Annotated in this window: 13 protein-coding genes; 12 read left to right on the forward strand and 1 reads right to left on the reverse strand. The window is 29.5% G+C overall.

Annotated elements, in window-relative coordinates; genetic code table 11:
- Positions 1-36 precede the first annotated feature (36 nt).
- From ACKTTV_RS11720 to ACKTTV_RS11775, 12 genes are all read left to right on the forward strand, one after another.
- Positions 37-1,719, forward strand: a complete 1,683-nt coding sequence (locus ACKTTV_RS11720) for an alpha-amylase family glycosyl hydrolase (RefSeq protein ID WP_408031025.1) — start codon at positions 37-39, stop codon at positions 1,717-1,719.
- 16 nt (positions 1,720-1,735) lie between these two features.
- Complete coding sequence (locus ACKTTV_RS11725; RefSeq protein WP_408031026.1) at positions 1,736-3,160, forward strand: alpha-amylase family glycosyl hydrolase; 1,425 nt, start codon at positions 1,736-1,738, stop codon at positions 3,158-3,160.
- Between the two features lie 123 nt (positions 3,161-3,283).
- Positions 3,284-4,573: a hypothetical protein gene (locus ACKTTV_RS11730; protein ID WP_408031027.1), complete on the forward strand. Its 1,290-nt coding sequence runs from the start codon at positions 3,284-3,286 to the stop codon at positions 4,571-4,573.
- Between the two features lie 150 nt (positions 4,574-4,723).
- Complete coding sequence (locus ACKTTV_RS11735; protein WP_408031028.1) at positions 4,724-5,431, forward strand: HNH endonuclease; 708 nt, start codon at positions 4,724-4,726, stop codon at positions 5,429-5,431.
- Between the two features lie 20 nt (positions 5,432-5,451).
- Positions 5,452-6,420, forward strand: a complete 969-nt coding sequence (locus tag ACKTTV_RS11740) for a hypothetical protein (protein ID WP_408031029.1) — start codon at positions 5,452-5,454, stop codon at positions 6,418-6,420.
- A gap of 27 nt (positions 6,421-6,447) precedes the next feature.
- On the forward strand, positions 6,448-6,897 hold the full coding sequence (locus tag ACKTTV_RS11745; protein ID WP_408031030.1) for a hypothetical protein: 450 nt from the start codon (positions 6,448-6,450) through the stop codon (positions 6,895-6,897).
- A 519-nt stretch (positions 6,898-7,416) separates the two neighbouring features.
- Positions 7,417-7,908: a hypothetical protein gene (locus tag ACKTTV_RS11750; protein WP_408031031.1), complete on the forward strand. Its 492-nt coding sequence runs from the start codon at positions 7,417-7,419 to the stop codon at positions 7,906-7,908.
- A gap of 716 nt (positions 7,909-8,624) precedes the next feature.
- Positions 8,625-8,825 carry a hypothetical protein gene (locus ACKTTV_RS11755; protein WP_408031032.1) on the forward strand — a complete coding sequence of 67 codons (201 nt, stop codon included), beginning with the start codon at positions 8,625-8,627 and terminating at the stop codon, positions 8,823-8,825.
- A 243-nt stretch (positions 8,826-9,068) separates the two neighbouring features.
- On the forward strand, positions 9,069-9,716 hold the full coding sequence (locus tag ACKTTV_RS11760) for a hypothetical protein (RefSeq protein ID WP_408031033.1): 648 nt from the start codon (positions 9,069-9,071) through the stop codon (positions 9,714-9,716).
- An 84-nt stretch (positions 9,717-9,800) separates the two neighbouring features.
- Entirely contained in the window at positions 9,801-10,313 is a 513-nt protein-coding gene (locus ACKTTV_RS11765) for a peroxiredoxin family protein (RefSeq protein ID WP_408031034.1), read from the forward strand.
- The gene (locus ACKTTV_RS11770) at positions 10,310-10,738 is read left to right on the forward strand and encodes a hypothetical protein (protein WP_408031035.1); all 429 of its coding nucleotides are present in this window, start codon (positions 10,310-10,312) and stop codon (positions 10,736-10,738) included. Before ACKTTV_RS11765 ends, ACKTTV_RS11770 begins: the two co-directional genes overlap by 4 nt.
- Before the next feature lie 29 nt (positions 10,739-10,767).
- Complete coding sequence (locus ACKTTV_RS11775; RefSeq protein WP_408031036.1) at positions 10,768-12,918, forward strand: peptidase domain-containing ABC transporter; 2,151 nt, start codon at positions 10,768-10,770, stop codon at positions 12,916-12,918.
- Positions 12,919-13,185: 267 nt separating this feature from the next.
- Here the strand turns inward: ACKTTV_RS11775 and ACKTTV_RS11780 are convergent, their stop codons facing one another.
- Positions 13,186-13,698, reverse strand: coding sequence for a DUF7935 family protein (locus tag ACKTTV_RS11780; protein WP_408031037.1), 513 nt, complete (start codon positions 13,696-13,698; stop codon positions 13,186-13,188).
- Between the last annotated feature and the right edge of the window lie 10 nt (positions 13,699-13,708).

Below are 13,708 nucleotides of genomic sequence, written 5' to 3' on the forward strand. Positions count from 1 at the left end.
AGCTTGTTCTAAGATAATTGAATAAAAAAGAATTTTATGCGAATTTTTATAACCATACTCGTTGCAATAACCTTCTTTGCTTGTAAAAACAAAGAAGCTAAAAAAGAACCTAAAAAGATGGAACCTGTAGCCAAGAAAGATTTTACTTGGCAAGGAGCGAACCTGTATTTTTTGTTAACAGATCGCTTTAACAATGGTGATACGAGTAATGATGTGAACTTTGATCGGACAGATAAAGCTGCTACTTTAAGAGGATTTGAAGGAGGAGATTTAAAGGGAATTACAGCCAAAATTAATGATGGTTATTTCACTAAGCTCGGAATTAATGCAATTTGGTTAACTCCAATTGTAGAGCAAGTACACGGAAAAGTTGATGAAGGAACAGGAAATACTTATGGGTTTCATGGGTATTGGACAAAAGATTGGACGAAGATTGATCCAAATTTTGGTACCTCAGATGATTTACACAAGTTGGTAAAAACGGCGCATGAAAATGGAATTAGAATTTTGTTAGATGCAGTAATCAACCATACTGGACCAGTTACGGAAAAAGATCCAGTTTGGCCTCAAGAATGGGTTCGTACAAGTCCACAATGCACCTACGATAATTATAAAAACACAGTGAGTTGTACCTTAGTAAAGAACTTACCAGACATTAAAACTGAAAGTAATGAAGAAGTAGCGTTACCACCCCAATTGGTTGCTAAATGGAAAGAAGAAGGGCGTTATGAAGAAGAAGTCGAAGAGTTAAATACTTTCTTTGAGAAAACTGGGTTTCCAAGAGCACCGCGCTTTTATATTATGAAATGGTTAACCGATTATATTCGTGAGTATGGTATTGATGGCTATCGAGTAGATACGGTGAAGCATGTTGAAGAAAATGTTTGGCAAGAGTTTAGAAAGGCTTGTGATATTGCTTTTGAAGAGTATAAAACGAATCACCCAAACAATCAACTAGAAGACGAGTTTTACTTGGTAGGTGAAGTGTACAACTATAATGTAAGTAGTGGTAAAGATTTTAATTTTGGAGATAAAACGGTTAACTATTTTGATAAAGCTTTTAACAGTCTTATCAACTTCGAGTTTAAATGGAATGCCAAACAACTTCCAAATTATGAAGCTTTATTTACACGATATGATAGCATACTTGATACAAAACTTGAAGGGTATGGAACCTTAAATTATATCTCTTCTCATGACGATGGAGCTCCTTTTGATGTGGATCGTAAAGTACCATTTGATGCTATAACTAAGTTATTGTTAACTCCTGGAGCTTCTCAGATGTATTATGGAGATGAATCTTCAAGAGTTTTAAAAGTTGAAGGGGCGGTTGGTGATGCTAACTTAAGATCATTAATGAATTGGAATGAGATTGATACTAATCCTGAAACGCAGGCTCTATTGAGTCATGCTCAGAAGTTAGGTAAGTTTAGAGATAATCACCCATCTGTTGGAGGAGGTGATCATTGTATGATAACCTATGAACCGTATGTGTTTAAAAGAACTATGAATAAGGGAGAAATAAATGATAAAGTGGTCATTGGTTTAGAACTTCCAAAAGGTGCTAAAACATTGGAGATTTCCACGGTTTTCGAAGATGGAACTAATTTAAGGGATCAGTATTCGAAAAAAACTGTTACAGTGAAAGAAGGAAAAGTAATTATCGATTCACCTTTTTCAATAGTATTACTTGAAGAAACAAATGAAAATATAGACTAATTGAACTAGAAAACTAATGCAAAAAATAACCACACTCATAGCAGGAACTCTTTTAATACTAACCTCTTGTAAAAAAGAAGTAAAGAAAGTTGAAGGACCTCAAAAGGAAATATCAAAAAGCTTGACTTATTCAGAAGAGAAACTTGAAAATGCCATTATTTATGAAGCGAATATTCGTCAATATTCTGAAAAAGGAACCTTTGAAGAGTTTACAAAGGATATTCCTGAATTGAAGAAATTAGGAGTCAAAATTATTTGGTTAATGCCAGTATTTCCAATTTCTGAAACCAATAGAAAAGCTACTGGAGATAAGTTTGCGCATGAATTTCCTGAGGAAGAAAGAAAAAAGTATTTAGGTAGTTATTATGCCGTGTCTGATTTTAAGAAAATAAACCCTGAGTTTGGAACAATTGACGATTTCAGAAAATTGGTAAAAACAGCTCATGATAACGAAATGTTTGTAATTCTTGATTGGGTGCCGAATCATACAGGATGGGATCATGTTTGGATACAATCGAATCCAGACTTCTACACAAAGAATCATAAAGGTGAAATTACCGATCCGTTAAATGAAGATGGAAGTTCTATGGGATGGAAAGATGTGGCAGATTTAAATTATGAGAATCCTGAATTAAGAAAAACAATGATTAGCGATATGCTTCATTGGGTTGAAAACGAAAATATTGATGGATTTCGATGTGATGTTGCGGGATCTGTTCCAACATCATTTTGGAAAGAGGCAATACCTCAGATTAGAGCCAAAAAGGATGTATTTATGCTAGCCGAGGCTTGGGAACCTGAGTTATTTAAAGAGACTTTATTTGATATGGGCTACGGATGGGATCGACATCATACCATGAATCATATCGCAAAAGGAGAGAAGCCTGTGAAAGAATGGGATGTAACTTTTGAAAAAGATGCTGATCGCTACGAAGAAGATGATATTTTAATGACCTTTATTACCAATCACGATGAAAATTCATGGAATGGAACTGTTCAAGAAAGAATGGGGGAGGCTAGTGAATTGTTTACCGTACTAAGTTATTTGACTCCTGGGATGCCTCTAATTTATTCTGGACAAGAATATGGGTTGAAACATAGACTAAAGTTTTTTGAAAAAGATAAAATACCTCATGAGAAAGGGAAAGAGTGGGAGATTTTGGAAGCATTAGGAAAATTGAAAGTTGAAAATGTAGCCTTACATGGAGGAAAAAAAGCTGCCAGTTATTTGAGATTGCCAAGTAATGAAAACATATTGTTTTTCAAAAGAACTAATGGAGAAAAAGAAATCATTTTTATTGGGAATTTATCCGATGAACCTACCAAACAAGCTATTGAGTTGGAGAAGGATTATACGGATTATTTCAATCAACAAACTATTGATAAAATGACTAAGGAAGTTGCTTTGGAGGCTTGGGAGTATAAGCTTTTAATCAATTAGGTCCCCATTACAAAAAAATATTAAATGTACCTTTATTTGGAGACATGCAAAGGATAACGGTTATATTTGTTTGGGTATCGTTAGTTGGGAATAATAAAAAAAATCGATAAAAAGAAGGACAAAATGATTAAATGGATTAGAAAAATTCTAGGTTTAGACCAAATAAATGAGAGTATATTAAAAAACAATTCTGAGACTTTTGAATTACTCAAAGCAATATATCACCAAATTGCCCCTCAAAATAATTTAAAATTTGAAAAAAAACTTCTTAAAAAGGTTAGAAATTCAATAAATTCATTTGTAGTTAAAAACAAGAAAACTTCAATCAATTTTGACAAAATTAATGAAAAGGAATTTAAAAATAAGTTGCCAAAAATATTTTTGAATAAAGAAAATCAAGAGACAATTTCAGGAACTTTATCAAGCATTGTTGGAGCTTCAACTAACGTAGGAATAACATCAGCAGCAACTTATGGTTTATTTAGAGCTACAGCTAATACTGAAACATTAATGAAATTATCAAGTGGAGGTGTTGCTTCAGCCGTTACTAATGGAGGACAAATATCGAAACAAGCAGGCTTTATTCAACATGGAAGTACAATGTTTACACCAATGGTAGTTTTTCAGATAGCTTCAATTGCCACGGGTCAATACTATATGAATAATATTTCTAAACAGCTTAACTCTATTCAAGAAAAATTAGACGAATTAATAAACTTATTTCACATAGAAAGACAGGCTAAATTGGTTAAATCTTTTAAATTTTTAACTGAATATTTGAATAGAAAAAATTTCGTTATTGAAGATTTTATGCTAATAAAATCAGTCATTTCTGAATTAACTAATATTCGTGAAGAGTATTTTCTAATGTTAGAAGATTCAGTTAGTGATATATTAAAAAATAACACTTACACATCTATCAACTCCTTAAAAGAAGTAAAAAGGAAAATTAATGATTTTGAAAAATCTGGTTTTTTGTTTAAAATGAAAACATCCTTAATAGCTGATGAGCTATTTCATTTAGCAAAAATAACAGAATTTCATATGAATTTATGTTATCAAAACCCAGACATTAATAGAGTCAATGTTTTAGCTGAACAATTAGAATTAATAACTAAATTTAATTCAGAAAACATATCTTTTCATAAAACTAATAATTTATTCATTTCTGTGAAAAATGATACACTTAAATGGATAAATAGAGCTGAAAAAAAATCATTATTCAATACGAGTGAAGTCAAACTTTTAAAAGAGAATTTTATCACACAATTTGAAAATTTTATAACAGAAAGAGATAAAAAAATAAATTCAATCTCTTTAACTTACAAAAATGTTATTGAACCTTTTCAAAAAGAAAAAACAATAATATTAGATAATAGAAAAGGAAATTTGGATATATATATGGAAGAATAACTATTGCCAACACTGTATAAAATTTATTACTGCTTCCATTTTTCCTTCGGAAAATATACACAGGCACAAAGTTATCTAATTTTTGCTTATTTTAAACTTAAATAAACTCAACAAATCTTATAAGAGAAACGTTGTAAATAACTTCTTGTAATGAACGAAATATTTAATGAATCGGAGTTTTGGAAATTTATGAAATTAAATGGTCCTAATTCATCTAATTCTAAAAGGAATTATATTTCTTGGTTGAGATATATTAACAGAGAATATCAAATAATCGATCGAACTATTTCCGAGAATAAAATTGATAATGTGGTGGAAAAACTTAAAGTGTCAGTAAATAATCGAAGTATTTATATAAGCCCGAGAGATATTTCAAATATGAAATCAGCAATGAAAAAGTATTTAAAATATTCAAAATCGGAACAACCAAACGAAACGTTATTAAATGATATTTTAGAAATCATTGAGAAAAAGCGTACACATATTTCTGAAATAGAAACAAGACTTGGACAAGGAAAGTATAGGGATAATTTGATTAAACTTTGGAAAAAATGTTCAGTTAGTAAACTTGAGAAAATAGATGTTTTAATTGCTTCCCACATTAAACCTTGGATAAATTCTAATAATCACGAGAAAATAGATGTTTATAATGGGCTATTATTATCACCCAATATTGATAAATTATTTGACAAAGGATATATTTCTTTCAAGGATAATGGCAGTATTATCGTTTCTAAATTAATAGAAGAAAAAGAACTAAATCAATTAGGTGTTCGAAAAAATGATTCTTTATATTGTGTTTTTGAAGAGAATAAAAAATACTTGAAATTTCACCGAGAAAATATTTTAATGAAATAAAAAAAGACCTATATAGGATTATGAAAAAATGGATTTTAAACAACTGGGGAAACGTTTTTGGAGTTTTAGGACTAATTGCCACGATATACGTTGGAGTATATTATGTTCCTACTCACGTTAGAGAATCTTTATCAGAAAAGGATAGAAATATTAATATTGATTTAATTCAATCAACAAAAGAATTGATTTTCAGCGATTCCATTTGTACAATTAAAGAAATCAAATCCTTAATAGAAGGCAAAGAAGTTAAATATGGAATCAAATATTCGTATTCTATTAAAGAGTTACTCCTTCAAACACAAGAAGCTTTTATGGAACATAAGTTCCTACCTTTAACTAAAAGAAAAGAACTCTCGGAAGAAATCGAATCTTTAAAATCTCAAATTAAAGTAAATACTAACATATCACTTAATGAATTTTCTGATGGAATAGAAGCGATTTCAAAATTCACAAAATGGATTTCGGCATCAATAGCAATAATTGTTTCTATAATGGCAATTTTTAGTTTTATTTATAAGTACAGGTTAGATGAAGCCCAGAAAGAGGAGATTAAAAATCAAGTAGAAATTGAAAAGTCGAAAAATTTAAATTCTTCAAAAGAAAATGCATTGAAATTTGAAGAGTCAATAATTCAAGCACTTCGAGCAGAATTGAAATTAGATAAGAACCAAGAATATACAAGGAAAGACAGCATCATTGATTATCAATTTGAATATGACAATTTAATGAACTATGTTTTTGTGAAATATCTAACAAAAAGCAAAGTAGGATTAGGAACAATTCAGTCATTTTTATATGAGCTCCAAAATCAAAATGGGAATGCAATTTTAGTTTACAATACTGATTTAACAACTATGGTTTTAAAGGAAATACAGACATTTAAAAATGATAATCCCAATATAAATCTAATTTTAATAAAAGCAGAAAACAGCAAAATATTTAAACAGAAATTTGATAGAAATAAATTACAAAAGAAGCCTAGAGGCTAAGGTCGAATATAAAAGACCGTTCCAATTATGAAAAATCGAATCCTATACAATTTAGAATGTCTTTTAAATGAATCCATTACTTATATAAAAGGAGCAACATTTGAAGAAATTATTTCTAATTATATCAACAAGACAAACCAGCATTATTTGAGCATTGGAATCAATCATTACTTAGAAGATGAAGAGGCTATTGAATTAATTAAATTTAAAGAGAATACTGAATTGAATGATTCTTTTAAGAATGCCCTTGAATTGAACTTCGATGAAGATAAATTAATTACAAAATTTAAATCAGAATTGGAAAATGCGTTTGTTGAAATCAAATTAAAAGTTCAATCTGAAAAAAAAAGGATTAAAAATCAAGTTATCTTTTTGGAATATGATTTTCTACCAATAGCCTCAATATTTGGCTATGGTAAGGGAGGTTATCCCATATTAGAAAAGCCAAAATATTTAGATTTCTACCCCCCAAAATGAAATATACATAAGCACTGAAAAAATAGATTACAATCTCGCTTGGGAAAATTTAATTATTTTTAATAAACTGACTGAACAATATGGAATTGAAGATTGTATTTATGAATCTGACATTTATCAAGCATTAAATAATGTCTACATTTTTAAAACATATATTTTACTATATAAAGCCTTCGATGAACTTGGAATTAAATTATTTGATGGAATCGAAGTTGAAAAACCGCTAATGGTTTATGGAGGGGAACATGATTGTGAACCGATTAATATTTACGTTTTTGAATAAAATAACTAGCTAAGCCATTATGCATAATTAATTTATAAGTGTGAGCAACTTAGAAAAGTATAATATTGAGTTATAAACAACCTTTTTTGATTTAATGAAATCAATTGTATGGTGTTATATGCCTATTAAATGGTGGTAAATAATTAATAAGTGGTAAAAAAAAAGATATTTATCATATTGTAAATCAAGGAGCTATTGTTATATTTAATCATTCAAAAAAAAAAGAAAATAATAATATGGCATTAGAAAACTTAATCAGTGTTAGTTTTTCGGAACAAGAACTTAATCAGTTTGATGAACATTTAAAAGGAATACAAGCTATTTTGGAGAAAAAAGTAGTAAACCTTACACCAGATCAGCGTAGGCAATATGGGCGTATTGCTAACCAGAATAAATTGATTGTAAACAAAGCAAAAGATTATATGGAACAATATCCTGAATGGATGCCAAGTTTTATAGATAAGGTAGAATTTGATAAAGATTATAAAACGAGAGAACAAGTTGAAGGACGCGCACAAAAGTTGGAAAATTTAAGCCGTCAATTAATCGACACCAAAACCTTACTAGATCATGATAACTATACCAATGCTTTAAGTTTTTACAGAATGGTACGTTATTTGGCAGGTGAAAACCAAGCGGGAGCAAAATCGGTATATGAAGATATGAAAGTATTATTTCAGCGTGTTAGCACAACTGATAACTCAGATAATCCCACAAAACAGGAATAACTCTTGGGGGAAAAGGCATAGCGTAAAGTCTAATACCCCTTGCTAATAGGTGTTTACCCCATATAAATACGCTCATAAACCATTTATTAATGGGGTAAAACTATTATTCAGATGCTTTGATGTATTAAAACTATACTTCGAGGCATTTTTTTTATGCTTCCAATTGATAAATTACAAGGGATTGGTCTTTGAATATGACCTTAAAAGAATCATTTTAATACTTAAAGCCTATTAATTAAATAGTTACTAGTACTAAACAAATACTAGCTAGGTATTGGTGAACTACTTCAAAGAATTAAACGAATGGGTATAAGTTTGTTATAAATGGTTATGGATTATAGAATAAGAGGCAATACCCCTTGATTCTTTTTTTAGTACAAAAATTTAATGTTTAAATTGTTTACTACGAAGAGATTAATTTTCTTTTGGTGAAAATCACAAAAATAAAATTTGGTTTTTTACATAAAAGTTTTAATTTTGTTTTGGCTATATAAAAGAAGTAAGTTGTAATTGCTACCCTACAAATTTTACGGATCTTACTTATTAATTTTAATAATGACTACCATTTTGGTGTAAAAATATTTTTGCAAAAATGGTCATAAAGCTATGAGTGACCTTAAAAAATTCATAGAAAAAGATAACTTTAAATGCTATTAAAAATGATAAAAATTATACTCGCTTTAGTAGCGTTTATTTTAGAAAACAATTTTTAAACTATGAAAAAATTAGAATTAAATCAAATGGAAAACCTTCAAGGAGGTAGTTGGGGTGATTGGATTACTGGAGCATGTGGGGCTGTGGCACTAGCTAATTTATATAGTGCTGGTGCATTTAGTGCTAATCCTGTCGGTGCTGGAGCCTCTGCTTTCTGTGTTGGATGGACTATAGCCGTTGGGATTGGAAATTCTCTGGATTAATTTATTATATTTGAATAACGTTTAAATTCTTTACAGATGAAAAAAAGAGTGTTTTTTGTGCTAGCAAGCTTACTATTAATTAATTTCATTATAAAATTTTTATTTTTCGAACTTAATAGCTTGGATTATATATTAGCTTCAATTGGTTTTCTCTTATTTTTATTTAAAGATAAACTTATATGAATATATAACAAACAAGCCTACAAGTGAAGTTTCACTTGTAGGTAATTTTAAAAATTTGCTATGAACAAATATAATCTAAGCTCGTTTGAAATATTGGTAATTATTCTAGTGGCTATTGTTGGTAATTCTTTACTTTTAAAAAGTTTTGTAATTACCGATGAGGTGATATATAATTTTTATTATGAGAGTTTTACAGAAAAACGAATTACCGAATTTTTGGAAAACAAAAACAAATTAACTCTTTTAGGATACCTTATCATGCCCTTAGTTATCTTAATAAGAAGTGGCTTAGTAGCAATTTGTTTAAGTGTTGGAGTGTTCTTTTACAATACTGAAAACAAATTAAAGTTTAAGCAATTTTTTAGGGTGGCTTTAGTAGGTGAGTTTGTATTGGTTTTGGTAGGTTTTGTTAAGCTATTATATTTTTTAATTATAAAAACGGACTATACTTTGAAGGATATTCAGCAGTATTATCCTTTAAGCTATATTAATTTTTTAGATATTAATAATTTAGAACCTTGGTTAATATATCCACTACAAACCATCAACTTATTTGAGGTGGCGTACTTTTTAGTATTGGTATATGGTTTACATAAACTACTTAAAAAGAATTATTGGAAAAGTTTTGAAATTACCGCGGCTAGTTATGGTACAGGCTTGGTAATTTGGATTGGGGTAGTAATGTTTTTAACCTTAAATATGAGTTAAAAAAAGATATGAAAATCTTTCGACTGCTTCACAATTTGATTTCAAAAAATTCCAAAAGAAATAACCAAAACACAAAAGAAATTCATGAAAAAGATACTTAAAATAACCATTACCTTAGTACTTCTTGGAATCCTAAGCTTTTTAGGTTATAAAATTATTACAAAACTCAACCACAAAAAAGAAGTAGCAAAACGAACAAAAATAATTCCAAAGTTTTCGTTTAAAACACTTGAAGGTAAGGAGTTTACTCAGAAAGATTTAAAAGCGTTACCAACCATTTTTGTGTATTTTAATTCGGATTGTGATTATTGTCAAGCAGAGGCTACCAAAATACAAAAACATTTAAGAGACTTTAAAAACACACAAATCCTTTTTGTCTCTTTCGAAAACAAAGAGGGTATTCAAAAATTTGCCAAAGACTACAAACTAGATAAAGAAGCTAATATTACTTTTTTAGAGGATTCAAAAGGTCAATTTTCAACAATCTTTGACGTGAATTCCATCCCTTATATCGTTGTGTACGATGAAAATAAACAATTGCTTAAAAAAATTAAAGGAGCTACAAAGGTGAGCAACATTTTAGATGTTTTGAAATGAAAAAAGAAAAAATTCATTTTGATGATAAGTCAAACAACAAGGTATGGCTAATCATTATGGGACTGTCGCTTATATTCCTTAGCATTGGGATTTTTGGCTTTTTTAGGGGTGAAAACAACAAATGGAACAGTATTATTATAGGATTAACAAATTTTATACAAGCCATTTATTTCTCTAAATATTTCTGGTATAAGAATGCTGTTCAATACAATAAAGTAGGAATGGTAATTAAAATACAATCGTTTTGGGGGAAGTCATTGAGTTATCATCAGTTGAAAGATGTTGTATATACTGATAATGAGTTTGTGATTATAAGACATGAAAACGACAATTTAATTTATGATGTTAGTAGCATACAAAAAAAGGATGTTGCAAAGCTATACAACATCTTAAAAGACAAGATAGATAATAAAAACATCTCTTAACTTGCTTATAGATATTTGAAAACAAAAAAATGAATAAGAAATTAATTACAAAATCTCATGTTATACAACATGACCAATCTGATTGTGGTGTAGCATGTTTACTCTCTTTAATTAATTATTATGGAGGAACAAATTCTTTGGAAAAATTACGTGAGTTAAGTGGTACAACCAAAGTAGGAACTACGCTATTAGGCTTATACCAAACAGCGAATAAAATAGGCTTTACGGCGGAAGGAAATGAAGCAGATATACAGGCTTTAATAGATCATAATGAACCTCTTATTCTTCATGTATTAATAGAAAATAAATTACAGCATTATGTGGTTTGTTATGGTTATGAGAATGGGAAGTTTATTATTGGTGATCCTGCAAAAGGTATTGTAAATTTAACTCAAAACGAGTTGGAAAAAATATGGTTATCAAAAACCTGTTTAACCTTAAAACCCAATAATTCTTTTGTAAAAACTACGACATCTAAAAAATTAAAAAGAGAGTGGTTCTTAAACTTATTAAAAGAAGATAAAAAATTATTGGTTATAAGTATGGTATTAGGTGTTGGTATTGCTCTTTTGGGAATGGCGATGTCAGTATTCTCTCAAAAGTTAATTGATGAAATTTTACCCTCCCAAAATACGAAAAAACTCATTTTTGGTATAGCGTTGTTAACTTTCTTATTGCTCGTAAGAGTTGGTTTTACGGCTTTAAGAGAATTGTTGCTCATTAGGCAGTCCAAAGATTTTAATAACCGAATTATTGATTCTTTTTATTCATCATTACTACACTTACCAAAGCCATTTTTTGATACTCGAAAAATAGGAGAACTTGTAGCAAGATTAAATGATACTAATAGAGTACAAAAAGTAATTAAATTTATAGCGAGTAACTTTATTATTGATGTTTTAGTAGTGTTAGTTTCTTTCGGTTTCTTATTCTTTTACTCTTGGAAAGTAGGAATCATAGCTTTAATCAGTTTACCAATTTACTTTTTCATAGTGTATCGTTTCAATACTAAAATTATAAAATCACAAAAAGAAGTAATGCAAAGTTATGCACTTAGTGAGAGTAACTATATTAGTTCAATGCAAGGTATAGCAACGGTTAAAAATTTTAATCGTCAATCATTTTTTCAAAAGTTAAACCAATTAGTATTTGGGAATTTACAGAATAAAATAGTTGATTTGGGTAAAATTAATGTTCGCTTAGCTTTACTTTCAGGAATTGCTGGTGTCGTTTTTTTAATGGCTATATTATCTTATACCTCTTTTGAGGTGTATAATCAACAAATGCAATTAGGAGAATTGATGGCTATTTTAGGTATAGCGGGTTCTTTATTGCCTTCTATTACTAGTTTAGCATTAGTAGCTATTCCTATTAATGAAGCAAAGATAGCTTTTAATCGTATGTTTGAATTTACTTCAATAGAAAAAGAAAATAATGGAACTGTTGAATTAAAGGATTTTGAATCATTAGAATTACAAAATTTATCATTCCGTTTTGCAGGAAGAAGTCAGTTATTGAGAAGTATAAACCTTTCAGTTAAAAAAGGGGAATTATCTGCTATTGTTGGAGAAAGTGGAAGTGGTAAAAGTACATTAGGACAAATCTTACAAAAATTTTATGATTTTGAAAATGGAGAAATTCTCGTAAACGATACATATGGTTTAAGAGATATAAAGTTACATGATTGGAGAGGTTTAGTTGGAGTGGTGCCACAAGAAATTACAATTTTTAATGGTAATGTATTGGATAACATTTTACTAGGGAAAGAAGATAAACCTGAAAGTGTAGTAAGTTTTTGTCAAGAACATGGCTTTGAGGAGTTTATTAAAGATTTCCCACAAGGATATAGTACTATTTTAGGAGAGGAAGGAGTTAATCTATCGGGAGGACAAAAACAAATCATTGCATTAGCAAGAGTATTATACGAAAAGCCTCAGTTATTAATTTTAGATGAAGCGACAGCCGCAATGGATAGAAAAACAGAAAACTTTAGCGTTGAATTAATTACAAAATTAAAAAAACAGATGGGGGTTTTATTTATTTCTCACCGTTTAGAGACTTTAAAAAAGTATGCCGATATGATTTATGTTTTAGAAAATGGAGAAACCAAAATAAAAGGGAATCACCAAGAATTATTGGAAACTTCTAATTTTTATAGTGATTATTGGAATGGGTTATAAAAGTCTATGTAGTTAGTTACATAATAATTACCGTAAAAAACAAAAAGGCTTTTTCAATTCTTTCGAAGAGAAAAAGCCTCTAAATCGCTAATCAAAAAATTAACTTACTACTACGCTGTAAAGATACTACAGTATTGTTGTTATATTTCTGAAAAACAGGTGTTTGGTAGTAGAATGTCGTTAAATGGTAACTTTCTGAAGATAAGTGGTTTGTATAAAAAAAGCTCGTTAAAATTAACGAGCTTCTACATTCTTTTGATACCGTTTTTACAACAGTTTTTTTACCTCTTGTTTTAAATAACCTACAGCTGCTTCTGTAGGGTTTTCTTCTTTTGTGTATGTTAACAACACATTTTCTCTCAATTCCGCAGCAGTTTCACTCGTTTCCGCTACTTTTCTAAGTTTAGCTATTATAGCTAACTTAGTAGCTAGAACTGATTTCCAGCTATCTTCACTAATATATAACTGCTGAACAAGGTTATGCTCATATTCTTGCTCTATATTAGCAGTTAATAAATGTAAATAACGATTAACATCATCACCAATAGGGTTTACCCTTACCAGGAGCTTCGTAGGGTTAATTCGTTCGCAGAATAATACCATACGCTCATAAGCTTGAAGTTTAATTGGAAGGCTTTCTTTTTTCTTAGCAACCAAGGCTTCAAACTTTCTCTCATTATTATCTTGTTTAATAAAGGCACTTAAAATATAATAGGCAACTCCACCAGTAACAAGTGCGGGCAAGGCATAAGCTAAGCCTTCAATTATTTTTTCTTGCATAGAATAAACT

Source organism: Tenacibaculum xiamenense (assembly GCF_964513065.1).
Taxonomy (GTDB): Bacteria; Bacteroidota; Bacteroidia; order Flavobacteriales; family Flavobacteriaceae; genus Polaribacter; species Polaribacter xiamenense.

What these genes read in the sequence shown, in the direction of transcription:
- ACKTTV_RS11780 (WP_408031037.1), bottom strand. Translation starts at nt 13,698, where the DNA reads ATGCAAGAAAAAATAATTGAAGGCTTAGCTTATGCCTTGCCCGCACTT.
- ACKTTV_RS11765 (WP_408031034.1), top strand. Translation starts at nt 9,801, where the DNA reads ATGAAAAAGATACTTAAAATAACCATTACCTTAGTACTTCTTGGAATC.
- ACKTTV_RS11755 (WP_408031032.1), top strand. Translation starts at nt 8,625, where the DNA reads ATGAAAAAATTAGAATTAAATCAAATGGAAAACCTTCAAGGAGGTAGT.
- ACKTTV_RS11745 (WP_408031030.1), top strand. Translation starts at nt 6,448, where the DNA reads ATGAAAAATCGAATCCTATACAATTTAGAATGTCTTTTAAATGAATCC.
- ACKTTV_RS11770 (WP_408031035.1), top strand. Translation starts at nt 10,310, where the DNA reads ATGAAAAAAGAAAAAATTCATTTTGATGATAAGTCAAACAACAAGGTA.
- ACKTTV_RS11735 (WP_408031028.1), top strand. Translation starts at nt 4,724, where the DNA reads ATGAACGAAATATTTAATGAATCGGAGTTTTGGAAATTTATGAAATTA.
- ACKTTV_RS11730 (WP_408031027.1), top strand. Translation starts at nt 3,284, where the DNA reads ATGATTAAATGGATTAGAAAAATTCTAGGTTTAGACCAAATAAATGAG.
- ACKTTV_RS11740 (WP_408031029.1), top strand. Translation starts at nt 5,452, where the DNA reads ATGAAAAAATGGATTTTAAACAACTGGGGAAACGTTTTTGGAGTTTTA.
- ACKTTV_RS11760 (WP_408031033.1), top strand. Translation starts at nt 9,069, where the DNA reads ATGAACAAATATAATCTAAGCTCGTTTGAAATATTGGTAATTATTCTA.
- ACKTTV_RS11725 (WP_408031026.1), top strand. Translation starts at nt 1,736, where the DNA reads ATGCAAAAAATAACCACACTCATAGCAGGAACTCTTTTAATACTAACC.
- ACKTTV_RS11750 (WP_408031031.1), top strand. Translation starts at nt 7,417, where the DNA reads ATGGCATTAGAAAACTTAATCAGTGTTAGTTTTTCGGAACAAGAACTT.
- ACKTTV_RS11720 (WP_408031025.1), top strand. Translation starts at nt 37, where the DNA reads ATGCGAATTTTTATAACCATACTCGTTGCAATAACCTTCTTTGCTTGT.
- ACKTTV_RS11775 (WP_408031036.1), top strand. Translation starts at nt 10,768, where the DNA reads ATGAATAAGAAATTAATTACAAAATCTCATGTTATACAACATGACCAA.